This is a genomic window from Streptomyces canus 299MFChir4.1 (genome assembly GCF_000383615.1).
Taxonomy (GTDB): Bacteria; Actinomycetota; Actinomycetes; order Streptomycetales; family Streptomycetaceae; genus Streptomyces; species Streptomyces canus_C.
On sequence record NZ_KB911585.1, the window covers coordinates 336,611 to 358,245 of the forward strand.

At 71.9% G+C, this 21,635-nt stretch carries 18 protein-coding genes and 1 pseudogene; 9 read left to right on the top strand and 10 right to left on the bottom strand.

Going from position 1 to position 21,635, the window contains the following annotated elements:
- The first annotated feature begins 111 nt into the window (after positions 1 to 111).
- The 3 genes from H293_RS0112460 (at position 112) to H293_RS0112470 (ending at position 3,731) form a co-directional block, all read left to right on the top strand.
- Positions 112 to 891, top strand: coding sequence for a DeoR/GlpR family DNA-binding transcription regulator (locus tag H293_RS0112460; protein WP_020118215.1), 780 nt, complete (start codon positions 112 to 114; stop codon positions 889 to 891).
- A 125-nt stretch (positions 892 to 1,016) separates the two neighbouring features.
- Positions 1,017 to 2,813: a glycoside hydrolase family 15 protein gene (locus H293_RS0112465; protein ID WP_020118216.1), complete on the top strand. Its 1,797-nt coding sequence runs from the start codon at positions 1,017 to 1,019 to the stop codon at positions 2,811 to 2,813.
- 42 nt (positions 2,814 to 2,855) lie between these two features.
- The gene (locus H293_RS0112470) at positions 2,856 to 3,731 is read left to right on the top strand and encodes a PhzF family phenazine biosynthesis isomerase (protein WP_020118217.1); all 876 of its coding nucleotides are present in this window, start codon (positions 2,856 to 2,858) and stop codon (positions 3,729 to 3,731) included.
- Between the two features lie 3 nt (positions 3,732 to 3,734).
- Here the strand turns inward: H293_RS0112470 and H293_RS0112475 are convergent, their stop codons facing one another.
- Positions 3,735 to 4,733, bottom strand: a complete 999-nt coding sequence (locus tag H293_RS0112475; RefSeq protein ID WP_020118218.1) for a hypothetical protein — start codon at positions 4,731 to 4,733, stop codon at positions 3,735 to 3,737.
- Positions 4,734 to 4,892: 159 nt separating this feature from the next.
- Here H293_RS0112475 and H293_RS0112480 point away from each other — a divergent pair, with 159 nt between their 5' ends.
- Entirely contained in the window at positions 4,893 to 7,148 is a 2,256-nt protein-coding gene (locus H293_RS0112480; RefSeq protein WP_020118219.1) for a heavy metal translocating P-type ATPase, read from the top strand.
- Between the two features lie 161 nt (positions 7,149 to 7,309).
- On the opposite strand, the pseudogene H293_RS54745 reads toward H293_RS0112480, so the two are convergent.
- From H293_RS54745 to H293_RS0112510, 6 genes and pseudogenes are all read right to left on the bottom strand, one after another.
- A pseudogene (locus tag H293_RS54745) lies at positions 7,310 to 7,507 on the bottom strand (RNA-guided endonuclease TnpB family protein); the annotation flags it as partial.
- Between the two features lie 189 nt (positions 7,508 to 7,696).
- Positions 7,697 to 8,467, bottom strand: a complete 771-nt coding sequence (locus H293_RS0112490) for a cupin domain-containing protein (protein ID WP_259294456.1) — start codon at positions 8,465 to 8,467, stop codon at positions 7,697 to 7,699.
- Complete coding sequence (locus H293_RS0112495; RefSeq protein WP_020118222.1) at positions 8,443 to 9,369, bottom strand: DUF6807 domain-containing protein; 927 nt, start codon at positions 9,367 to 9,369, stop codon at positions 8,443 to 8,445. The genes H293_RS0112490 and H293_RS0112495 overlap by 25 nt, the downstream gene beginning before the upstream one ends.
- A complete protein-coding gene (locus tag H293_RS0112500; protein WP_020118223.1) occupies positions 9,366 to 10,478 on the bottom strand; it encodes a Gfo/Idh/MocA family protein in 1,113 nt (370 codons plus the stop codon). The genes H293_RS0112495 and H293_RS0112500 overlap by 4 nt, the downstream gene beginning before the upstream one ends.
- Before the next feature lie 187 nt (positions 10,479 to 10,665).
- Positions 10,666 to 11,286 (bottom strand): TOPRIM nucleotidyl transferase/hydrolase domain-containing protein, encoded by a 621-nt coding sequence (locus tag H293_RS0112505; RefSeq protein ID WP_028807781.1) that lies wholly within the window; start codon positions 11,284 to 11,286, stop codon positions 10,666 to 10,668.
- A gap of 486 nt (positions 11,287 to 11,772) precedes the next feature.
- Positions 11,773 to 12,558 carry a class I SAM-dependent methyltransferase gene (locus tag H293_RS0112510; protein WP_020118225.1) on the bottom strand — a complete coding sequence of 262 codons (786 nt, stop codon included), beginning with the start codon at positions 12,556 to 12,558 and terminating at the stop codon, positions 11,773 to 11,775.
- Between the two features lie 160 nt (positions 12,559 to 12,718).
- On the opposite strand from H293_RS0112510, the gene H293_RS0112515 reads away from it, so the two are divergent.
- The 5 genes from H293_RS0112515 (at position 12,719) to H293_RS0112535 (ending at position 18,731) form a co-directional block, all read left to right on the top strand.
- The gene (locus H293_RS0112515) at positions 12,719 to 13,921 is read left to right on the top strand and encodes a sensor histidine kinase (protein WP_020118226.1); all 1,203 of its coding nucleotides are present in this window, start codon (positions 12,719 to 12,721) and stop codon (positions 13,919 to 13,921) included.
- On the top strand, positions 13,918 to 14,565 hold the full coding sequence (locus H293_RS0112520; RefSeq protein ID WP_020118227.1) for a response regulator: 648 nt from the start codon (positions 13,918 to 13,920) through the stop codon (positions 14,563 to 14,565). Before H293_RS0112515 ends, H293_RS0112520 begins: the two co-directional genes overlap by 4 nt.
- Before the next feature lie 159 nt (positions 14,566 to 14,724).
- Positions 14,725 to 15,864 carry a GNAT family N-acetyltransferase gene (locus tag H293_RS0112525; protein ID WP_020118228.1) on the top strand — a complete coding sequence of 380 codons (1,140 nt, stop codon included), beginning with the start codon at positions 14,725 to 14,727 and terminating at the stop codon, positions 15,862 to 15,864.
- Between the two features lie 106 nt (positions 15,865 to 15,970).
- On the top strand, positions 15,971 to 17,200 hold the full coding sequence (locus H293_RS0112530; RefSeq protein ID WP_020118229.1) for a DegT/DnrJ/EryC1/StrS family aminotransferase: 1,230 nt from the start codon (positions 15,971 to 15,973) through the stop codon (positions 17,198 to 17,200).
- Between the two features lie 76 nt (positions 17,201 to 17,276).
- Positions 17,277 to 18,731: a glyceraldehyde-3-phosphate dehydrogenase gene (locus H293_RS0112535; RefSeq protein ID WP_020118230.1), complete on the top strand. Its 1,455-nt coding sequence runs from the start codon at positions 17,277 to 17,279 to the stop codon at positions 18,729 to 18,731.
- Between the two features lie 101 nt (positions 18,732 to 18,832).
- On the opposite strand, the gene H293_RS0112540 is transcribed toward H293_RS0112535, so the two are convergent.
- The 3 genes from H293_RS0112540 to H293_RS0112550 all read right to left on the bottom strand — a co-directional run bounded on the left by H293_RS0112540 (position 18,833) and on the right by H293_RS0112550 (position 21,635).
- Positions 18,833 to 20,473 carry a thiamine pyrophosphate-binding protein gene (locus H293_RS0112540; RefSeq protein ID WP_020118231.1) on the bottom strand — a complete coding sequence of 547 codons (1,641 nt, stop codon included), beginning with the start codon at positions 20,471 to 20,473 and terminating at the stop codon, positions 18,833 to 18,835.
- The gene (locus tag H293_RS0112545) at positions 20,470 to 21,258 is read right to left on the bottom strand and encodes a cyclase family protein (protein ID WP_020118232.1); all 789 of its coding nucleotides are present in this window, start codon (positions 21,256 to 21,258) and stop codon (positions 20,470 to 20,472) included. Before H293_RS0112545 ends, H293_RS0112540 begins: the two co-directional genes overlap by 4 nt.
- A 158-nt stretch (positions 21,259 to 21,416) precedes the next feature.
- A complete protein-coding gene (locus H293_RS0112550; protein WP_259294457.1) occupies positions 21,417 to 21,635 on the bottom strand; it encodes a hypothetical protein in 219 nt (72 codons plus the stop codon).

A 21,635-nucleotide genomic window follows, 5' to 3' on the forward strand; every position in this document is an offset into this window, starting at 1 on the left:
CGTCGTTTTGATTGTTCTTGCAAGATACAGCGGCCTTTCAAGCACAATCAAGCATTCGTGCGCAAGGATGGTGCGCTAAAGTCGCCGGAGGTGGAGGAGCGGAGGATAGGGATGTCCCGGGACGCCCGTTGGAAGGCGCTGCTGGAGCTGCTCGTCGAGCGGGGCCGGCTGGACGTCGAGGAGGCGGCCGCCGATCTGGAGGTCTCGGCCGCCACGATCCGCCGTGACTTCGACCAGCTGGCCGAGCAGCAGATGCTGGTGCGCACCCGGGGCGGGGCCGTCGTGCACGGGGTGTCGTACGAGCTGCCGCTGCGGTACAAGACGGCCCGCCACGCCTCCGAGAAGCAGCGCATCGCGAAGGCGGTCGGGGAGCTGATCGCGCCAGGTGAGGCGGTGGGGCTGACCGGGGGCACGACCACGACCGAGGTGGCGCGGGCGCTCGCCGTGCGCGGGGACCTCGCCGGCGGCTCCCCCGCTCTGACGATCGTCACGAACGCCCTCAACATCGCCAATGAGCTGGCGGTACGTCCCCAGTTCAAGATCGTGCTGACGGGCGGGGTCGCGCGTCCGCAGTCGTACGAGCTCGTCGGGCCGCTCGCGGACGGCGTGCTGAGCCAGATCACCCTCGACGTGGCGGTGCTCGGTGTCGTCGCCTTCGACGTCACGCACGGTGCCGCCGCCCACGACGAGGCGGAGGCCGCGATCAACCGGCTGCTGTGCGAGCGGGCCGAGCGGGTCGTCGTCGCCGCCGACTCCAGCAAGCTGGGGCAGCGCGCCTTCGCCCGGATCTGCGCCGCCGAGAAGGTCGGCACGCTGGTCACGGACGCGGCGGCGGCGCCGGAGACGGTCCTGCGGTTCGAGGAGGCAGGGCTGCGGGTCCTCACCGTCTGAAGGCCGGGGAGATTCGGTGTGCGGGCGTTCCCCTGACACCCGTGGCCGATCCTGCTTAGGCTGATCCGCAGGAGGCTGCGATGAACGGATCAGCCAGGGATCACAGCGGATCACCCAGGGCCGACATGGGCTACCTGCCGATCGCCGAGCACGGTCTGATCGGCGACCTGCGCAGTGTGGCGCTCGTCGGGACCGACGGCACGATCGACTGGTACTGCTGCCCGTCCTTCGACGCGCCGAGTGTCTTCGCGTCGATCCTGGACGCGGAGCGCGGCGGCAGCTTCGAGCTGGCGGCGACCGTGCCGGCGCGGACCAAACAGTTCTACTTCCCCGACACCAACGTCCTGATCACCCGGTTCTACACCGAGGACGGCGTGGGCGAGGTCCAGGACTTCATGCCCGTCGACGGCGACACCGTGGAGACCGAGCGGCACCGGTTGATCCGGCGGGTGGTGTGCGTGCGCGGTTCGATCCCGTTCCGCACGCGTGTGGCGCCGCGCTTCGACTACGGCGCCCAGCCGCACACCGTGCGCATGGTCGGGGACGTGGCGGTCTTCGAGTCCCCGAAGCTGTCGCTGGGCCTGACCGCGACCGTGCCGCTGGAGACCGAAGGCCCGGACGCGCGCGCCGACTTCAAGCTCTCCGAGGGCGAGTCGGCGGTGTTCGCGCTGGACCAGGTCGGCGGCGAGGTGACCCCGCGCCGGTGCGCGCGCACCGAGGCCGAGGAGCAGTTCACCAGCACGGTCGCCTACTGGCGGCACTGGCTGTCCGCCTCCAAGTACCGGGGCCGCTGGCGGGAGATGGTGCACCGCTCCGCCCTCACCCTCAAGCTGCTCACCTACGCGCCCACCGGCGCCATCGTGGCCGCGCCGACCACCAGCCTGCCCGAGCAGCTCGGCGGCGAGCGCAACTGGGACTACCGGTACGTGTGGGTGCGGGACGCCGCCTTCTGCGTGTACGCACTGTTGCGGCTCGGCTTCACCAGCGAGGCCGAGGCGTTCATGGACTTCCTCATCCGGCACGTCAGTCCGGACGGCAACGGCCACTCCGGGCCGCTCCAGATCATGTACGGCATCGACGGCCGCACCGATCTGACGGAGCGTGAACTCGGCCACCTGGAAGGGCATCAGGGCTCGGCGCCGGTCCGGGTCGGCAACGCCGCCGCCGACCAGCTGCAACTCGACATCTACGGCGCCCTGATCGACTCGATCTACCTCTACGACAAGTGGGCCAAGCCGATCTCCAGCGGCCAGTGGGACGACGTGTGCACGCTCGTGGAGTGGGTGTGCGCGCACTGGGACCAGCCCGACGAGGGCATCTGGGAGACCCGCGGCGGCCGCAAGAACTTCCTGTACTCGCGGCTGATGTGCTGGGTGGCGATCGAGCGGGCGATCCGCATGGCCAACCGGCGCGGTCTGCCGGCCGACCTGAACCGCTGGCGGGAGAGCCGCGACACGATCTACCGGCGGATCATGGACCGCGGCTGGTCGGAGAGCCGGCAGGCGTTCGTGCAGCACGAGGACGGCGATGTGCTGGACGCGGCCGTCCTGATGATGCCGCTGACCAAGTTCATCGCGCCGACCGACCCGAAGTGGCTGTCCACGCTGGACGCGCTGACCGAGGAGCTGGTGTCGGACTCCCTCGTCTACCGCTACGACCCGGCGGCCAGCCCCGACGGACTGCGCGGCGACGAGGGCACCTTCTCGATCTGCTCGTTCTGGTACGTCGAGGCGATGGTGCACGCCGGGCGGATCGACGAGGCACGCCTGGCCTTCGAGAAGATGCTCACCTACGCCAACCATCTGGGTCTGTACGCCGAGGAGATCAGCAACACCGGCGAGCAACAGGGCAACTTCCCGCAGGCGTTCACCCATCTCGCCCTGATCAGCGCGGCGTTCAACCTGGACCGGGCCCTTGGCTGAGCACCCGGAATAGCCGCCACCCGGTCCCACGTTGCCGCCAGCATGACGACGAACGCGCCGAAGCCCGAGGTCCTTCGATACACCGCCTTCGCCAGCTCTCCCGAGGGCGGCAACCCCGCCGGCGTCGTACTGGACGCCTCCACCCTGGACGACGGGGACATGCTGGCCATCGCCGCCGAGCTCGGATACTCCGAGTCCGCCTTCCTGACCGCGCCGCCCGAGGGACTGGACGGGCCGGAGGGCCGGACGTTCACCATCCGTTACTTCAGCCCCAAGGCCGAGGTGCCGTTCTGCGGGCACGCCACCGTCGCGACGGCTGTCGCGCTGGCCGAGCGGATCGGCCCGGGAGAGCTGGTGTTCGCCACCCCCGCCGGGACCGTGCCGGTGTCGGTGGCCGAGGAGGGCGGGACGGTCAGGGCCACGCTCACCAGCGTCGCACCGCATGTCGGGGAGGTCTCCGAGGCCGACCTCGCGGAGGCGCTGGCCGCGCTCGACTGGCCCGCCACCGATCTCGACCCGGCGTTCCCGCCCAAGATCGCGTTCGCGGGTGCCCGCCATCTCGTCCTGGCGGCGGCGACCCGCGCGCGCCTCGCGGAGCTGGTGTACGACTTCGCGCGCCTCGAAGCCCTGATGCACCGACTGGACCTGACCACGGTCCAGTTGGTGTGGCGGGAGTCGGACACCGTCTTCCACGTCCGTGACCCGTTCCCCGTGGGCGGTGTCGTCGAGGACCCGGCGACCGGTGCAGCGGCCGCGGCGTTCGGTGCGTACACCCGCGAGCTCGGGCTGGTCCCCGAGGACGCCGTCCTCACTCTGCACCAGGGTGAGGACCTGGGCCGCCCCGGTGAGCTCACGGTGACCCTGCGCGCGGGCGACCCCCGGGTGCGGGTCGGGGGCGCGGGGGCCCTCATCGGCTGAGGGTCAGTGGCCGTGCGCGCCGGAGGACGCGTGGGGAGCCTCGTCCATGGGCGCGGCGACCGCTCCTCGCGCGCTGACCGTGAACGCGGCGGTGTGCACCTTGCCGTCGTGCTTGAAGTCGAGGAAGAGCCGGTAGGTGCCGCTGCTGGGCGCCGTGGCCGTGAAGGAGATGGCCGGGCCGGCGGCGGTGGTGCCGTCGCCCGGCTCGCCGTTCGGGTGGACGTGGAGGTAGGCGAGGTCGCCGGAGCGCAGGGCGACCAGGTGGCCGTAGGCGCCGAGATAGGGCTGGAGGTCGGTGACCGGCCTGCCACCTCGGGACACGGTCAGTTTCAGCGCGTGGGCGGCGCCGGGGCGCAGGGCTCCGCCGAGCTTCACCTCGTAGCCGTCGGTCGTGGCGGTGGTGTCCGGCGCCGGCACGGGCTGTGGCGCGTAGGTGCCCGACACGGCCAGATCCGCGCCGAGGGTGAGGTTCTCGGCGCCCTTCTTCTCCGGGGTGAAGTCGGCGAAGACCCGGTAACCGCCCGCCCGGGGCAGGGACACGGGGATGCTCCAGGTTCCGTCGGCGGCCCGGGCGGGGTGCAGATGACGGTAGGTGTTCAGGTCGCGTGAGGCGACGATGAGGTGGAGTTCCTTGTCGTGCTCCCGGCGGAAGGCGGTGACCGCGCGGCCGTCGTCGCCCCGGATGGCGAAGCGGAGGTCGGCGGTGCGTCCGGCCACGAGGCGAGGGGTCCGCAGATCGAGGGTGTAGCCGTTCTCGGAGATCTGGAGGCCGCCGGCCGGGGACGTCTCGTGCCCCGAGTGCCCCTCGCGCCCCGAGTGTCCCGAGCGGCCCGGTGCTCCTGGGTGCTCCGATTCCCCTGAGCCGCCGCCCGTGTGCGCGTCGTGACGGGCGGGCGGCTCGTCGTCGACGACGGGGCCCATGCCCTGGCCCACGCCGTAGGCGGTGCCGAACGTCGCGGCCAGCGCGGCGGCGAATGCGGTGATCTTCAGTCCAGCGTGCATGACCGGCTCCTCCGGCTCGACAGGGGTTCCCGATGCACTTCACCATACCCCTGGGGGGTACCAAGTCAACCCGCCCGATCGCTTGCTCTGGATACCTACCCGGGGTATACAGGAGTCGCATCACAGAATACCCCCACCCGGTATCCATGAGGAGCGTCGATGACCACCACCGCAGCAGCCGAGACCGAACTCGCCATCGGTGGCATGACCTGTGCCTCCTGCGCGGCACGCATCGAGAAGAAGCTCAACCGGATGGACGGGGTCACGGCCACCGTCAACTACGCCACCGAGAAGGCCAAGGTCACCCACGCCGCAGGCGTGTCGGTCCAGGACCTCATAGCGACTGTGGAGAAGACCGGGTACACGGCCCGGGAACCGGCGCCACCAAAACCGTCCGCCCCCGACGACGGGGAATCCGGCCAAGGGGAATCCGACGAACTGCGGTCCCTGCGCGAGCGGTTGACGACCGCCGTGGTGCTGGCGGTACCCGTCGTCGCGATGGCGATGATCCCGTCGCTGCAGTTCGAGTACTGGCAGTGGCTGTCGCTGACGCTGGCGGCGCCCGTGGTGACGTACGCCGGATGGCCCTTCCACAAGGCGGCGTTCACCAACGCCCGGCATGGGGCGGCCACCATGGACACGTTGATCTCGGTCGGCACGACGGCCGCCTTCGGCTGGTCGCTGTGGGCGCTGTTCCTCGGGACCGCGGGCACACCGGGCATGAAGCACCCCTTCGAGCTGACGATCGCCCGCGGCGAGGGCACCGGGAACCTGTATCTGGAGGCGGCGGCCGGGGTCACCGCGTTCATCCTGGCCGGGCGGTACTTCGAGGCCCGCTCCAAGCGCAAGGCGGGCGCGGCCTTGAAGGCGCTGCTGGAGCTGGGCGCGAAGGACGTGACCGTGGTGCACGCGGGAGGCCACGAACAGACCGTGTCTGTCGGGGAGTTGAAGGTGGGAGACCGCTTCCTCGTCCGTCCCGGCGAGAAGATCGCCACCGACGGGACCGTCGTCGAAGGCTCCTCCGCCGTGGACGCCTCGATGCTCACCGGTGAGTCGGTGCCCGTGGAGGTCACGCCCGGCGACTCCGTCACCGGTGCCACCCTCAACGCGGGCGGACGGCTCGTCGTCGAGGCGACCCGGGTCGGCGCGGACACCCAACTCGCCAGGATGGCCAAGCTGGTCGAGGACGCGCAGAACGGCAAGGCGGCCGCGCAGCGGCTCGCGGACCGGATCTCCGCGGTGTTCGTGCCGGTGGTGATCGCGCTCGCGCTGGGCACGCTGGGCTTCTGGCTCGGCAACGGCGCCGGTACGGCCGCCGCCTTCACCGCCGCCGTCGCCGTGCTGATCATCGCCTGCCCGTGCGCCCTGGGTCTGGCCACGCCGACCGCACTGCTGGTCGGGACCGGTCGCGGTGCGCAACTCGGCATCCTCATCAAGGGCCCTGAGGTGCTGGAGTCCACGCGCAAGGTCGACACCGTCGTCCTGGACAAGACCGGCACCGTCACCACCGGCCGGATGACCCTGCTGGCCGTGCACGCGGCCCACGGCACCGACGAGGCCGAAGTCCTGCGCCTGGCGGGCACCTTGGAGCACGCGTCGGAGCACCCGGTTGCCCGCGCGGTCGCCGACGGGGCGCTGGAGAAGCTGGGTTCACTCCCCGTGCCCGAGGACTTCGCCAACGTTCCGGGGCTCGGCGTGCAGGGAATCGTCGACGGTCACGCGGTCCTCGTCGGACGCGAGCGGCTGCTCGCCGACTGGGCGATGGAGCTGCCCGAGGAGCTCCGGCTCAGGAAGGACGCCGCGGAGTCGGCCGGCCGTACCGTGGTCGCGGTCGCCTGGGACGGGGATGCGAGGGCCGTGCTCGAAGTCGCCGACGCGGTCAAGGACACCAGCCGTGAGGCCGTCACCCGGCTGCGGGGGCTCGGGCTCACCCCGATTCTGCTGACCGGCGACAACCGGGCCGTGGCCGAGTCCGTGGCCCGCGAGGTCGGCATCGACCCCGGGCAGGTGATCGCGGAGGTGCTGCCGCAGGACAAGGTCGACGTCGTCAAGCGGCTTCAGGCGCAGGGCCGTTCGGTGGCGATGGTCGGCGACGGAGTCAACGACGCGGCGGCGCTGGCCCAGGCCGACCTGGGTCTGTCGATGGGCACGGGCACGGATGCCGCGATCGAGGCGGGCGACCTGACGCTCGTCCGGGGCGACCTGCGGGCCGCGGCGGACGCCATCCGGCTCGCCCGCCGGACCCTGGGCACGATCCGCTCCAACCTCTTCTGGGCGTTCGCCTACAACGTGGCCGCGCTGCCGCTCGCCGCGGCCGGGCTGCTCAACCCGATGCTGGCCGGTGCGGCGATGGCGTTCTCGTCGGTGTTCGTGGTCGGCAACTCGCTGCGGCTGCGGTCGTTCCGAACGGCATGACCCGGCGGGCGGGGACTCCAAGCTCAGGAGGCCCTGCCCGTCCGGTTCTCGGCCGGGTCGTGCGGCGAGGCTGCTGCCGGACCGACACTCAGCATGTCGGCGAACAGGGTCATCCGGGGACCGAAGACCTCACCGGGTTCACGCGCACGCATCCCGCTCATCCAGCGGGCGTTGGCGGTAAACCGGATGGACTGCCGGGCATCCCTGCGGGACTTGAACCGTGGCGGGCCCAGTTCGGGGCCCTTGCGGGTGCCCTTGAAGGAGGCGAAGAAGTTGCGGTAGGCGCTCTCGGCGTCTCGCAGGGACTGCTGGAGCACCACCGCGGAGACCTCACCCAGCCAGGACCGCTCGGCAGTCCGTGAAGCTCCGCATCGCAGCCGCCGACCGATTCCCCGGATCCCCCGCAAGCGGCCGCCGGCGCGCGGAGCGCGAGTGCGACGGCCGAAGCGCAGAACCCCTTTGTCCTGTGGCCGGGCATGCCGAGGTCACCTCATCCTTTCCTCGGACTTTCCACGCCCCCCTCGGAACTCCCCCCAGTACGAACGGTGTTACTCGCCGCCGTACGGCAGTGTCGTGCCCGGCAGGTTGTACTCGTCGCGTCTGCCGCACATCCCGAAGCCGCCGAGCCGGGTCGGCGCGGCCTCGTGGGCGGTCGCCTCGCCCAGGTACGACAGCTCGCCGGACGCCAGCGCGTCGAGCTGGACGCCGGTGCGCTCGGCGGTGGCCAGGGCACCGGCCCGCCACAGCTCACGCCAGTGGGGCACCTTGTCCCGCACCAGCCGGGCGGCGGCCCGCTGGAACTCCAGGTACGGGCCGTTGTCGCCGGCGTCCAGGGCCTCGCGCAGCAGTAGGTAGCCCTCGACGGCGAGGTCCCTGCGGCGGCGGGCGGCGTCCGCCGTGTCCGGCCCGGTGCCGGGCGGGAGTTGGGCCGCCGACGCGTACCGCGCGGGGTCGGCGAGCACCTCCGGCGGGAAGGTGAAGACGGCGTCCCCGGCCTCGGGCAGGCCGCTGTTCTGCATCAGCACGGTGATGCGCAGGTCGCCGCCCTGGACCATGCGGTGCACGGTGCCCGGGGTGAACCAGGCGATCGAGCCGGGCTCCAGGGGGATCTCGCGGTAGCCGTCCGGACTCAGCGTCTGCACGGCGCCCCGGCCGCCGGTGACGACGTACGCCTCGGTGCACACCAGGTGCAGATGCGGGCTGCCGCCGCAGACGCCGTCGGCGGCCTCCCAGTCGTAGGCGCTCAGGTGGGACAGGCCCACGGCGCCCGGCAGGGGGTGGGGAAGGCCGGACTTCACCAGGACAGGCCTTCCAGACACGAGGACACGCGCTCCCCGTCCCAGGCGCCGTCGGCGACGACCAGCCGGTAGCGGTACTCGAAGGACTCCCCCGGCGGCAGCCCGAACTCCTCGAAGAACGCCCAGGAGAACGCGACCGTGGGGAAGGGCTCGGAGCGCACGAACCAGTGCGACTCGTGGATCGCGGTCCGCGGATCGAGGTTCTCGGGGGCGTGCGCGAAGACCAGCGTGGAATGCGCGTCCACGTCGTCGTGTTCGGTGGTGAAGGCGAGCCAGGGACTCTGGCTGCCCATCAGCTTGTCCGCGTCGCCGCCGGTGTCCGGGGCGAAGACCGCCCCGCCGGTGAAGTCGCGGGGGCCCCGCCACTGGAGCCCGGTGTAGCCGGCCATGTCACGGCCCGCGGTGGTGGGGGAACCGAAGGCGAGGGGCTCGGCACGCAGATTGGTGAGCCGGATCGACCAGTCGAGCGCCCAGGAGCCGGCGCCCTCGTCGACCGAGTGGACGGCCAGTCCCCGCTCTTCCCGGGCCCACTCCTCGCCGCCGTTCTCCACCCAGGTCAGCGCCTCGGTGACGTCCAGCCGGGCCTCGGAGACCGTGAAGGCGGTGAAGCCGTCGTGCCGCATGGAGCCGACACGCTCCGGCAGGGGCAGATAGCCCTTCCCGTGGACATAGCAGTTGCCGCCCCAGAAGTTCTGCCCCGACAGATGGCTCGCCGTCATCTGCAGGCCCTTGTGCCAGCGGTGGTCGTTGGGGCGGTAGCCGGTCACCGTGCGGCCGCCCAGGGTGCGCACCGGGTGGGCGTAGGGCTTCCGGGCCTCGAAGGCCTCGGGGTCGGGTCGGTAGACGTAGCGGAGGATCTCCGTGCCGTTCGCCGCCTCGACGGCGATGTGCTCGCCGTGGACGTGGCTGACGCGGATACTCATGCGCGCTCCTTGGGGGCCCAGTGGGGGTGGTCGCCGTGCATGGCCGGGTAGAAGGGGTCGCCCGGCGCGATCTCGCCCGCGTGCACGGGCCGCCCGGTGAACGCGGACTTGTAGAGCGCGGCGGCGAACTCGAGGGTGGCACGCGCGTCGGCGCCGCTGCCGGGAGGCCTGACACCGTTGTCGTACGCATCGAGCAGCGTGGCGAGCTGGGCCGTGTGCGAGCTGGGCACGTCCGCGGCGGGGGTGCGCCAGGCGTCGACGCGGTCGGCGGCCACGTGGGGGGCGGGCGTGTAGGTCCAGTCCTCGTTGCGGTGCCCGTACAGATGGGTGAGTTCGACGGTCGCGTCGGCGCAGTCGATGCGGATGCGGCTCACCTCGTCGGGTGACAGCACGCTGTTGACGACGGTGGCGAGGGCGCCGTTCTCGAACCGGACGAGGGCCGTGGAGACGTCCTCGCTCTCGGTGTCGTGGACCAGCCGGGCCGCCATGGCGCGGATCTCCGTCCACGGGCCGAGCAGGTGCAGGAGAAGGTCGTACTGGTGGATGCCGTGGCCCATGGTCGGGCCGCCGCCCTCGCTGGCCCAGGTGCCGCGCCACGGTACGGCGTAGTAGGCGGCGTCCCGGTGCCAGGTGGTCTGGCAGTGCGCGACCCGGGGGGCGCCCAGCTCGCCGGCGGCGATGAGCTCGCGCGCGTGGACGGCGCCGGAGCCGTAGCGGTGCTGGAAGACCACGGAGGCGTAGGCGCCGGACGCCTCCTCGGCCGCGGCGATCTCGTCGTACTCGGCGAGCGAAAGGGTCAGGGGCTTCTCGCACAGCACCCAGGCGCCGGCCTTGAGGGCGGCCACCGTCTGCTCCCGGTGCAGCGACGGCGGGGTGCCGATGAGGACCAGATCGGGGCGTACGGCGTCCAGCATCGCGGCCATCGAGGTGTACCCGGCGACCTGGCCGCCCGCGAGCTCGCGGAAGGCGTCGAGTCTGCCCTGGTCCACGTCGACGGCGGCGACCAGTTCTGTGCGCTCGGCGTGGGCCCTGAGCGCGGACAGATGGCTGCCGCTGACGATGGCGCCGGTGCCGACCACGGCGACGCGGCGGCGGGCTGGACGGGGCATACGGTCCTCCTGGGACGCCCGGCAAGGGGACGCTGACGTGCGGGGAAAGCGCTTGCTCTCCCGGGGACGACCCTAGATGCCCGGCGATTGTCCTAACAAGACCCCGGGCGGTGATATCGGTGACCACGCCACGCACACCGGCCGTTCACCTGCCTGACTACGCACACCGTTCGCTAATGTGCCCGACTCAGGAGAGTGCGGCGAACAGGTCGTCGAGCGGTGCGGGCACCCGGTCCGGGGCGAGGGCCTCGACGAGGACGCGGCCGTAGTGGATCTTGCGGCCCTTCTTCGTGCCGAGGAAGCGCCGCAACTGCTGGTGCGCGGCGCGGCCCTGCTGGGCGGGCTGGGACAGGAAGGTCTGGAGGGGCCGCAGGTCGCCCTCCTCGCACACGAGCTCCTTCACCCGTGGCACACCCAGCGCACGGATGAGTTCGTCCTCCAGGTCCGCGGCGCAGACGAAGTACCCGTCCGGTGCCGCGCCGGCCCGCTCCCAGCCCCGGGTATAGAAGGGCTGTTCCCTCTCATCGCACAGTCCGGTCAAGCGCAGGCCCAGGCCGGACGGGCCGAGGAGGCTCGCGTAGCGACCGACGCTCATCGCCCCGCCCATCGCCAGAACGCAGAGTCCCTCGTCGGCCAGGTCCCGGCCCCGGCTCGCGGCCAGCGCGTCGACCGCCGCCACGTCGCTCGGTCCTTCTAGCAGGACCACGGTCCGGACGGACAGCCGTGCGGCCAGTTCGTGTGCCGGGTCGCCGGGGCCGCCGGCCGCCCACGCCGTGACCGCGTCCCGGAACTCCCCCATGTCAGCCATGGGACGAGTCTGTGCCCTCACCGGCCCGGACGGTAGGCAATTTCCATGGGGCACACCGGGCCGGACGGCAGGCAATGTCCACCTGTCTCACCCGGCCGGGCGGGAGGCAGTGTCCACCGGCCTCACCCGGCCGGGCGGGAGGCAGTGTCCACCCGTCTCACCCGGCCGGGCGGGAGGCAGCGTCCACCGGCCTCACCCAGCCCGGACGGAAGGCAGAGTCCACCCGTCTCACCCAGCCAGCACGGAAGGCAGAGCCCACCCGTCCCCACCCAGCCAGGCGGGATGCAGAGTCCACCGGCCTCACCCAGCCCGGACGGGAGCAGAGTCACCAACCTCATGGGCCCCGACGGGAGGCGACGCACACCAGCCTCACCCGGCCCGACCGGTGGCAATGTCCACCAGCCTCACCCGGCCCGACGGGGCACAACGCGGGAGGCAACGCCCACCAGCCTCACATGCCCCGACGGGAGACAACGTCCACCGGCCTCACCGGCCCGCCTCCCCATGCGTCACCCGGATCTTGGACTGGCCGTGCGGAAGGTCCTCCCAGTCGGCCATGAAACGGGCTCGCAGCCCGTGCTTCTCGGCGAGGGACACGAGCGTCTCGACGCGGTAGTAGAAGTCCTCCCGGAGCACATGGTGTTCCTCGCCCTCGGTGCGGTCGAAGGTGAAGTCGAACCAGCCGCCCGGGGCGAGGACCCGGCCGACGTGGGCCAGGCACTCCTCGATCACCGGCAGCGGCGAGTGCGAGAAGACGCTGTGCGCGTGGACGACGTCGAAGTGGGCGTCCGGCAGGAAGCGCAGCGTCAGGTCGCGCACCGGCGTCAGGTTCGGCAGCCGCTTCTGGAGGGACATCTCGGCAATCGTGTCCTGGGCGGCGAAGAGGATGTCGGGCGAGATGTCGATCCCGTGGTAGTTGCCCGGCTCCAGGTGGCGGATGAAGCGCCAGCCGCCGCGCAGGTTGCCGCAGCCGATCTCCAGCATGCGGTGCTCGGGACGCAGACCGTGGCCGAGGAGGTAGTCGAACTGCAGCGCCCCGAGCGCCAGCCAGCGCTCCCGGCTGCGGCTGCCGACGGCCGCGTCCGGGTCGGTGCGGGTGTCGGAGCGCATCACGGCGCGGTAGTAGGAGATGTGGTCCGGGTGACGGCGGCGCAGCCACAGGTCGCGGGCGGCGCGGGCCACATGGCGGGGCACGCGGTCGGGGTGGCGCAGGGCGTAGCCGACTCGGTGACCGAGGGCGGCACGGTTGGCGGTGAGGTTCTTGGCGGGCATCGGGAGGCCTTTCGGAGGTCTTCGCTCTGCTGCCAAGCCTCGGTGCGGCGGCCGGAGATCCGGCTCGGTCAACCGGCTCGCGCCCCGGGGAGGTTCGGGCGACCGCCATGTCAGCCGATCGGTTGATGCGGTCCTGTGTCCGGCACGTTAGACACGGAGCATGAACCACACCGATCCGGACGAGCGCTGGCTGGGCGCGATCGTGCACGGCGCGTTCTTCCTGCTGCTCGGCTCGTCGTTCGCCCGCTTTCTGAGCCGCGACCAGGGCGGGGCACGCACCGGCTGGACGGTGGCGCTGTTCGCCTTCTTCTGTCTGCTGTACGTCCTCGGTCATCTGCTGGCCCCGCCGCCCCGGCCCGGACTGCCGCCCACTCGGCGTCATCTGGTCTGGCTGTGCTCGGTCACCGGCGTCTGGGTCGTCCTGCTCGTGCTCGCGCCGAGCGCCACCTGGTGTGTGATGCCCCTGCTGTTCGCCGGCTTGCACGCGTTGCCGCCGAGGATTGCGGTACCTGCGGCGGCCGTGCTCACCGCGCTGGTCGTGCTCTCGGAGATACGGGTGGCCGACGGGCCGCTCAACCCCAACATGGTCGTGGCTCCACCGGCCGTCGCCGCGGTCGCCACCGCCGTACTCGTGCATCTGCAACGGCAGGGCGCCCGGCAGCGGGTGCTGATCGAGGACCTGGTGCGCACCCGCCACGAACTCGCCGCCACGGAGCGGCGGGCCGGTGTCCTGGCGGAGCGGCAGCGGCTGTCCGCGGAGATCCACGACACCCTCGCGCAGGAGCTGTCCAGCCAGCGGATGCTGCTCCAGGCCGCCGAGCGGGTGTGGGACACGGGCCGGGGTGCGGCCCGGGAGCACGTGCGGGCCGCGGCGGAGATCACCTCGCGCAGCCTCGCCGAGGCCCGCCGCTTCGTGCACGACCTGGCCCCGGCCGACCTCGCGGAGCGTTCCCTCGCCGAGGCGCTCGGCGAACTCGCCCGGCGGGAGAGCGGTCCTGGGCTGACCGTGGAGTTCCGGGTGGACGGGGAACAGGGCCCGCTGCCGGAGCGGGTCGCGGCGGCGCTGCTGCGGATCGCCCAGGGCGCGCTGGGCAACGTACGGGAGCATGCGGCGGCGACCCGGGCCGCGCTCACGCTGACCTGGCTGGACGACCAGGTCTCGCTCGACGTCGCCGACAACGGCCGGGGGTTCGAGCAGGCCGGGCCCCCGGGCTGCGAGGCGCCGACACGGGGGCACGGGCTTCCCGCCATGCGGATCCGGGCCCGCCACGTGGGCGGCACGCTCACCGTGGAGTCCACCCCGGGAGAGGGCACCGTGGTGTCGGCCGCCGTCCCGCTCGTCGTCAAGGAGCCCGCCCTGTGAGCACGTTGCCGCCCTCCTCGCCCGTCCGGCTCCTGCTCTGTGACGACCATGCCGTCGTACGCGCCGGGCTGCGCGCCCTGCTCTCCAGCGCGGACGGCATCGACGTGGTCGGGGAGGCCGCGACCGGCGAGGAGGCGCTCGCCATGGCGGCCCACCTGAACCCCGATGTCGTACTGATGGATCTGCAGCTCGACAGGGGCATGGACGGGGTGACCGCCACCCGGCAGCTGACCGCGCGGGGCGAGCGCGGCCCTCGGGTGCTGGTGCTCACCATGTTCGACACCGATGCCGACATCACCCGCGCCGTCGAGGCGGGTGCCATCGGTTACCTCCTCAAGGCGGAACAGCCCGAGGAGCTGTTCTCCGCCATCCGTGACGCGGCGTCGGGCCGCGGCGCGCTGTCCGCCCCGGTGGCCGACCGGCTGCTGACCCGGCTGCGCAGTCCGCGCCCCGCCCTGTCGGCCCGCGAGCACGAGATCCTCGCGCAACTCGCCCGTGGCCTCGGCAACCGGGAGATCGCCCGGGCCCTGTTCATCAGCGAGGCGACGGTCAAGACCCATCTGGGAAGGATCTACGGCAAGTTGGGCGTCGAGACCCGGGCGGGCGCGGTGGCCGTGGCCAAGGAACGGCGGCTGCTGCCGTGACCGGCGGCGGGAACCAGAGACGTCCGATCCGCACTCTTCCGTTACGGCAGGCACCCTTGACAGCATGCGTACTGTTTGGCGACGTTTGGTCCTTGCCGGCATTTCGATCGGTGGGACGCGGGCGCCGCGTCGTGGGGGGAATTGGGGGGACGATCGCCCATGCGATCAACGAGCAGTGACACGGACATATCGATCCACAGACCCGAAGAGCTCGACACCTCGCTCCGCAAGGCCTGGCACCGGGCGATGGACGAGTCGTCCGACTACGCCAACCCGTTCCTGGCACCGGAGTTCGCGGCCGGGATCGACAGACACCGCGGCGGCGCCCGGGTGGCGGTCCTGCACCAGCACGGCGAGGCCGTGGGCTTCCTCCCTTACGAACGCGGCCCCTTCGGCGTCGGCCGGGCCATCGGGCTCGGACTGTCCGACTGCCAGGGCCTGGTGCACCTCCCCGGGGTCACCTGGGACACCCGGGCACTGCTGAAGGCGTGCCGGCTCTCGGTGTTCGAGTTCGATCACCTCGTCGAGGAGCAGAGACCCTTCGCCCCGTACGTCACGGGCACGTTCGCCTCCCCGGTGATCGATCTGAAAGTGGGCAGCGACAGTTACCCGGAGTGGCTGCGCGGGGCGTACCCGGGGCTCGCGAAGACGACCCTCAAGAAGGAGCGCCGGATCGCCCGCGACCTGGGGGAGATGCGGTTCGTGTTCGACGAGCGCGACCCGACGGCACTGCGCACGCTGATGCGGTGGAAGTCCGCCCAGTACCGCAGGACGGGCCGGATGGACCGGTTCGCGCGGCCGTGGATCGTGCGCCTCGTGGAGGACCTGTTCCAGGTCCGCGAGGAGCACTTCACCGGGCTCCTCTCGGTGGTGTACGCCGGTGACCGGCCGGTGGCCGCCCACTTCGGGCCGACCTCGCGCACGGTGTTCGCCCCGTGGTTCACCGCGTACGACCCGGAGCTGCGCTACTACTCCCCCGGCCTGATCATGCACCTGCGGATGGCCGAGGCCGCGGGGCGGCGCGGGGCCCGGCTCATGGACATGGGGCGCGGCGACAAGGAGTGGAAGGACTGGCTCAAGACCCGTGAGCTGCGCGTGGCGGAAGGATTCGCCACCCGTCCCCATCCGGTCGCCACGGCCCACCGTCTGTGGCGGCGGCCGGTGCGGGGGCTGCGCAACACGGTCAACGCCCACCCGGCACTGCGCGAGCCGGCGGACCGCCTCCTGAAGACCGTCGGCACCCTGCGCACGTCCGCGCTCCGCCCGGACTCCGACAGCGCGGGACCGCGGGCGAGCTGAGCCCGTCGGCTCGACTTCCGTCGGCGGGCGCGTTGTTCTCCTGCACCGCCCTTCTCTGGGTTCTCCTCCACCGCCCTTCCCTGGACCGTCGACACAAGGGGTGCCGATGCCGTACGGCTCGCGGCTGGCCGCGACGATGACCCGGCGACTGGGACGCGAATGCGTCTACACGCCTTCGGCCCGGCTGGCTCTGTACCTGGCGCTCCGGCGCTGGTGCCGGCCCGGCGCCCGGGTGCTGATGTCACCGGTGAACGACGACGTGATCCTGTTCGTGGTCCTCGCGGCCGGACTGCGCCCCGTGACGGCGCCGGTGTCCGTGTGGGACGGCAACATCGACCCGGCCGCCGTGCCGGAGTCGACCTGGCGCGAGGTGGACGCGGTTTTGACCACCAACCTGTACGGCGTCCCCGACCGGGTGCTCGAACTGCGCCGCCGTTGCGCGCAGTTGGGGATCCCGTTGTTCGAGGACGCGGCGCACGCGATCGGCAGCCATGTGGACGGACAGCCGGTCGGGACCTTCGGCAAGGCGGCGGCGTTCAGCCTGTCCAAGCACGTGGCGGGAATGGCGGGCGGCTTCCTCGCCGTCGAGGACGCGCGCACGCGCCGCGAGCTGGAACTGCTGCGGGACGACCTCCTGACCCCCGGGCGGTTGCGGGAGGACCTGGCCACCACCCTGCGCCCACTGGCCCGGTCCGCCGTCCGGTCGCTCCATCTGGTGCGCCCGGTGTGGCGGACCATGGAACGCCTCGGACTGATGGAGCGCGACGCGTTCCGGATGGCCCTGCAGGCCCCGCGGCTCGCCGCCGCCGCCCGGGAGGCCCCGAGCCTGACCGCCTACGAGCGGTGGGTCCGTGTCGATCTGCACGGCTACCGGTCCCGGCACGGTGCACTGGTCCGCGGTCAGTTGGCGCTGCGGATGGCCCGGCTCGACGAGGACCTGGCCCGGCGCAGGGCCGGGGTCGCCCTGCTGGCCGGCTCCCCGTGGGCCTCGCCGGCGCTGCGCGACCGGACGGCGCACGACGGCCCCCTCCCCCTGTTCCGGGTGCCGCTCCTGGTCCATGACCGCGACGCCCTCGTCCAGCGCCTGGTGCGGCACGACGTGGTCTGCGGCTACCTCTACGACCCGCCGCTGGACGACTACGCGGGCGCCGAGTTCGTCGAGCCCTCCCCCGATCCGGCGCCCGCCCGCTGGTTCGCCGCGCACACGCTCCCGGCCGATCCCCTGCTGGCCCGCGGGATCCTGGCCGCGTTCACGAAGGAGCGGGTGGCCGACGCGCACCCCGCGCTGCTGCGGCCGGTACCGGACGCCACACCGCCCCGGCTGCTGGGGCAGTGAACTGTGCCACCCCGACGATCGATCAAAACATCAGGGGGTTAGCATATGAGCGCCGCCTAGCTCGAAAGAGAATTCTGTGACTGTCAAGGACGACTCGTTCACCGACTGGAAGAACCGCGAGGAGATCGCGGAATCGATGATCCCGATGATCGGGAGGCTGCACCGGGAGCGTGATGTCACGGTTCTCCTGCACAGCCGTTCCCTGGTGAACAAGTCGGTGGTCAGCATCCTCAAGACCCATCGGTTCGCCCGGCAGATCGCCGGCGAGGAGCTCTCCGTCACCGACACCCTGCCCTTCGTCCAGGCCCTGACCGCGCTGGACCTCGGCCCCTCGCAGATCGACATCGGCCGGCTCGCCGAGATCTACAAGACCGACGACCGCGGTCTCTCCGTGGCCGAGTTCACCGCGGAGGCGGTGGCCGGCGCGACGGGCGGCAACAAGATCGACCGCCGTGAGCCGCGGGACGTCGTCCTCTACGGCTTCGGCCGCATCGGCCGCCTGGTGGCCCGGCTGCTGATCGAGAAGGCGGGCTCCGGCAACGGACTGCGGCTGCGCGCGATCGTCGTCCGGGGCGGTGGCGGGCGGGCCTCGGAGGATCTCGTCAAGCGGGCCTCGCTGCTGCGCCGGGACTCCATCCACGGCCAGTTCCAGGGCACGATCACCGTCGACGAGGCCGAGAGCGCGATCGTCGCCAACGGCAACACCATCAAGGTGATCTACGCGAACGACCCCTCCGAGGTCGACTACACGGCGTACGGCATCAAGAACGCCATCCTCATCGACAACACCGGCAAGTGGCGCGACCGCGAGGGCCTCTCGCAGCACCTGCGCCCCGGCATCGACAAGGTCGTGCTGACCGCGCCGGGCAAGGGCGACGTCCCCAACATCGTGCACGGCGTCAACCACGACACCATCAAGCCGGACGAGCAGATCCTGTCCTGCGCGTCCTGCACCACGAACGCGATCGTGCCGCCGCTGAAGGCGATGGCCGACGAGTACGGCGTGCTGCGCGGCCACGTCGAGACGGTCCACTCGTTCACCAACGACCAGAACCTGCTGGACAACTACCACAAGGCCGACCGCCGGGGCCGCTCCGCGCCGCTCAACATGGTGATCACGGAGACGGGCGCCGCCTCCGCCGTCGCCAAGGCGCTGCCCGACCTCAAGGCCCCCATCACCGGCAGCTCGATCCGGGTGCCGGTGCCGGACGTCTCCATCGCGATCCTGAGCCTGCGCCTGGGCCGTGAGACCACTCGCGAGGAGGTCCTCGACCACCTGCGGGACGTCTCGCTGACCTCCCCGCTCAAGCGCCAGATCGACTTCACCACGGCCCCCGACGCGGTCTCCAGCGACTTCATAGGCTCGCGCCACTCCTCGATCGTCGACGCCGGCGCCACCAAGGTCGACGGCGACAACGCGATCCTCTACCTGTGGTACGACAACGAGTTCGGCTACTCCTGCCAGGTGGTCCGGGTCGTGCAGCACGTGACCGGCGTGGAGTACCCGACGTATCCGGCGCCCGCGGTCTGATTCCGCAGGCCCCATCGAGGGCAGCGATCGCGTCGGCGGCGGTGCCGCCGGCGCGGTCCGCACCAAGCACTGGCCCCCGACACCGGCTCCCAGAGGTACTCCTAGTGCCCGCGGAACGCCTCCTCCAGCCACCACGCGCCGCGGTCCCGCGCCACCTTGGCGTCGATCAGCAGCGGGGCGGAGCGCGGGCCGGCGACCCAGTCCTCCACGGCCTTCAGGTCCGTCCGCGTGCGCACGGTCACCGCCTCGAAGCCGTAGCCGCGGGCCACCGCCGCGATGTCGGTCGGCGGGAACTCGACCGTGTCGAGGGGGTGTCCGTCGGGGCCGAAGTGGTGCACCTCCGCGCCGTAGGCGTCGTCGTTGTACACGACGACGACCATGGGGAGCCCGAGCCTTCGTACGGTGTCGAGGTCGGCGGCGCCCATCAGCGCGCCGCCGTCGCCGAGCGCGGCCACCGGCAGCCGGTCCGGCCGGGCGAGGGCCGCGCCGATCGCGGTGGCGAGACCGAGGCCGATCGACTGGTAGGCCTGGGTGAAGCAGAAGCCGTCCTGGTCGGGCACCGACAGGAACATGCTCGGGTGGCCCATGAAGTTGCCGGAGTCGACGCCGATGACCCGCTCCGCGGGCAGGATGTCGTCGAGCGCGATGCTGAGGGTGCGGGGGTCGATCCGGTCACGGCTGCTCGTGTCCTCGTACGGCAGGTCACGCCAGCGCAGGCGCGTGGCGACGGCCTCGGCGATGCCGGGGGTCCGCAGGCCCTGCCGGGTCCCGCCGAAGGCCGCGAGGACGTGCCGCGCGGTGCGTTCGACATCGCCGGTGACCCCAAGACGCAGTTCCCGGTGCGCGCCGAGTGCCGAGGGGTCGTCGTCGACCTGCGCCACGGTCGCGTCGGCGCCGATGAGGGCGCCGTGCCGCATGGTCCACATGTTCAGTGCGCAGCCCCAGCCGACGATGAGGTCGGCGCCGCCGATGAGTTCGGCCGCCAGGGGTGAGGCGAAGCCTCCGGACACGTCGAGCGACCAGGGGTTGCCGTGGAACAGGCCGCGCGCCACGGCCGAGGTCGCCAGCAGCGCGCCGCAGCGCTCGGCGAGGGCTTCGAGGGCGTCCCGGGCGGCGGGTGAGCGTGCGCCGCGGCCGGCCACGAAGACCGGTCGCCGGGACTGCTCCAACAGCCTTGTCAGGGCGGCCACTTCGGGTGCGGCCGGTTCGACCGCCGGTCGCGGCGGCGGGGGCGCCGCCTGAGCGAGGGCACCGTCGGGGGCGTCCAGCGCCTGCACTTCCAGGGGGAGGTTGAGGAGCACCGTCCGCCGCTCGTGCAGAGCCCGCCGTACCGCGGTGCACGCCTGTTCCACGGCGTCCCCGGCCGAGGTGATCCGCATCGGCACCGCGCCCACCGCGGCGCCCAGCGCGTCCTGGTCGACGTAGAAGTTGGAGGTCGGCCGGGTGACCTCGGCCGCGAGCACCACGAGCGGGGTACGGCTCTTGGCCGCCTCGGTGATCCCCGTCAGCGCGTTGGTCAGCCCGGGCCCCTGGTGGACGCTGACGGCGGCCACCGCGCCGCTCACGCGCGCGTAGGCGTCCGCCATCGTCGCCGCACCGCCCTCATGGCGGGCGGCGACGAAGCGGGCACCGGCCGCGACCATGGCGTTGGTCAGATGGAAGTTCCCGGATCCGACGACGCCGAAGACCTGCTCGACCCCGGCCGCGTGCACGGCCCGCCCGACGGCCTCCGCGACCTTCATGACCGCTCCACCAGTGCCAGCACGCGCGCGGGCGAGCCGGAGCCCGCGACGATGGGCAGCGGTCCCGCGAGGACGACGCTGCCGGTGGCGGGCAGCGCGGCCAGGTTCTGGAGCTGGGTCAGGCCGTACTTGTCGCTGCCCATCAGATAGGAGTGGCAGGGGAAGGCGGGCTCGAAGGAGTGCCCGCGCCCGGCGTCCGTACCGACCGTCTCCACGCCGAGGCCGATGACGGGCGACTCCTCGGCCACCCAGCGGGCGCACTCCGGGGACAGGCCGGGAGTGTGCGGGCCGCTCTCGTCGGCGTTCAGGAAAGCCTCCTGGGAGTGCGAGCGGGCGTCCCAGCCGGTGCGCAGGAACAGCCAACCCCCTTCCGGCAGCGGCCCGTTGTGTTCCTCCCAGATCTTGATGTGGTCGACCTCCACGAGGAAGTCGGGGTCCTTTGCCGCCTCGGCGGTGAAGTCCAGAACGGCGGCGGGGGCGGCCAGCCGCTGCGGCGGGACGGATGCCACGTCGGTGAGGTCCTTTCCGGTCACCCAGTGGTTCGGGGCGTCGAAGTGGGTGCCGGTGTGCTCTCCGCTGCGGAAGTTGTTCCAGTACCAGGCCGGTCCGCGGTCGTCGTAGCGGCTGATCTCCTCCAGTTCGAAGACCGCCGTCTGGCCGAACTCCGGCGGCAGTTGGATCACCGGCGTGGACGAGGACAACGGCGAGGTGAGGTCGACGACTTCGATCGAACCGGCCCGCAGGGCGGACACCAGCGCGGTGAGAAGGGACGGCTGCTCGTGCATGAGGGCCTCCTGGAACGCTCCGAGACTGCCAGCATGGCACCGCCTCGGCCGTCGGCGTCACCGTCTCTCCCGAGGAGCCGCAGGCGTGGCACGGAGTGGGCCCCGGGAACCACGACGGGCCCCGGATCGCAGGATCCGGGGCCCGTGGGGGTGTTCGGTCAGTTCACGCCGACGTGCGCGTTGACGCCGAGCGCGACACCCTCGGCGGACACGGAGGCACCGGCGTCGGCGCAGACCTCGAGGTGCGCCACCTGGAGGTGGAGACCGGCGGTGGTCGCGGCGGCGACACCGCCGGAGATGGTGTCCAGGGCGGCGTCGTCGATCTCGGCGGCCTCGATGTGGGGGGCGACGTTCATGGCGCGCGGTTCCTTTCGCAT

Coding starts and splice junctions, on each gene's coding strand:
- H293_RS0112460 (WP_020118215.1), top strand. CDS start 112: ATGTCCCGGGACGCCCGTTGGAAGGCGCTGCTGGAGCTGCTCGTCGAG.
- H293_RS0112465 (WP_020118216.1), top strand. CDS start 1,017: ATGGGCTACCTGCCGATCGCCGAGCACGGTCTGATCGGCGACCTGCGC.
- H293_RS0112470 (WP_020118217.1), top strand. CDS start 2,856: ATGACGACGAACGCGCCGAAGCCCGAGGTCCTTCGATACACCGCCTTC.
- H293_RS0112475 (WP_020118218.1), bottom strand. CDS start 4,733: ATGCACGCTGGACTGAAGATCACCGCATTCGCCGCCGCGCTGGCCGCG.
- H293_RS0112480 (WP_020118219.1), top strand. CDS start 4,893: ATGACCACCACCGCAGCAGCCGAGACCGAACTCGCCATCGGTGGCATG.
- H293_RS0112495 (WP_020118222.1), bottom strand. CDS start 9,369: ATGAGTATCCGCGTCAGCCACGTCCACGGCGAGCACATCGCCGTCGAG.
- H293_RS0112500 (WP_020118223.1), bottom strand. CDS start 10,478: ATGCCCCGTCCAGCCCGCCGCCGCGTCGCCGTGGTCGGCACCGGCGCC.
- H293_RS0112505 (WP_028807781.1), bottom strand. CDS start 11,286: ATGGCTGACATGGGGGAGTTCCGGGACGCGGTCACGGCGTGGGCGGCC.
- H293_RS0112510 (WP_020118225.1), bottom strand. CDS start 12,558: ATGCCCGCCAAGAACCTCACCGCCAACCGTGCCGCCCTCGGTCACCGA.
- H293_RS0112515 (WP_020118226.1), top strand. CDS start 12,719: ATGAACCACACCGATCCGGACGAGCGCTGGCTGGGCGCGATCGTGCAC.
- H293_RS0112525 (WP_020118228.1), top strand. CDS start 14,725: ATGCGATCAACGAGCAGTGACACGGACATATCGATCCACAGACCCGAA.
- H293_RS0112530 (WP_020118229.1), top strand. CDS start 15,971: ATGCCGTACGGCTCGCGGCTGGCCGCGACGATGACCCGGCGACTGGGA.
- H293_RS0112540 (WP_020118231.1), bottom strand. CDS start 20,473: ATGAAGGTCGCGGAGGCCGTCGGGCGGGCCGTGCACGCGGCCGGGGTC.
- H293_RS0112545 (WP_020118232.1), bottom strand. CDS start 21,258: ATGCACGAGCAGCCGTCCCTTCTCACCGCGCTGGTGTCCGCCCTGCGG.
- H293_RS0112550 (WP_259294457.1), bottom strand. CDS start 21,635: ATGCGAAAGGAACCGCGCGCCATGAACGTCGCCCCCCACATCGAGGCC.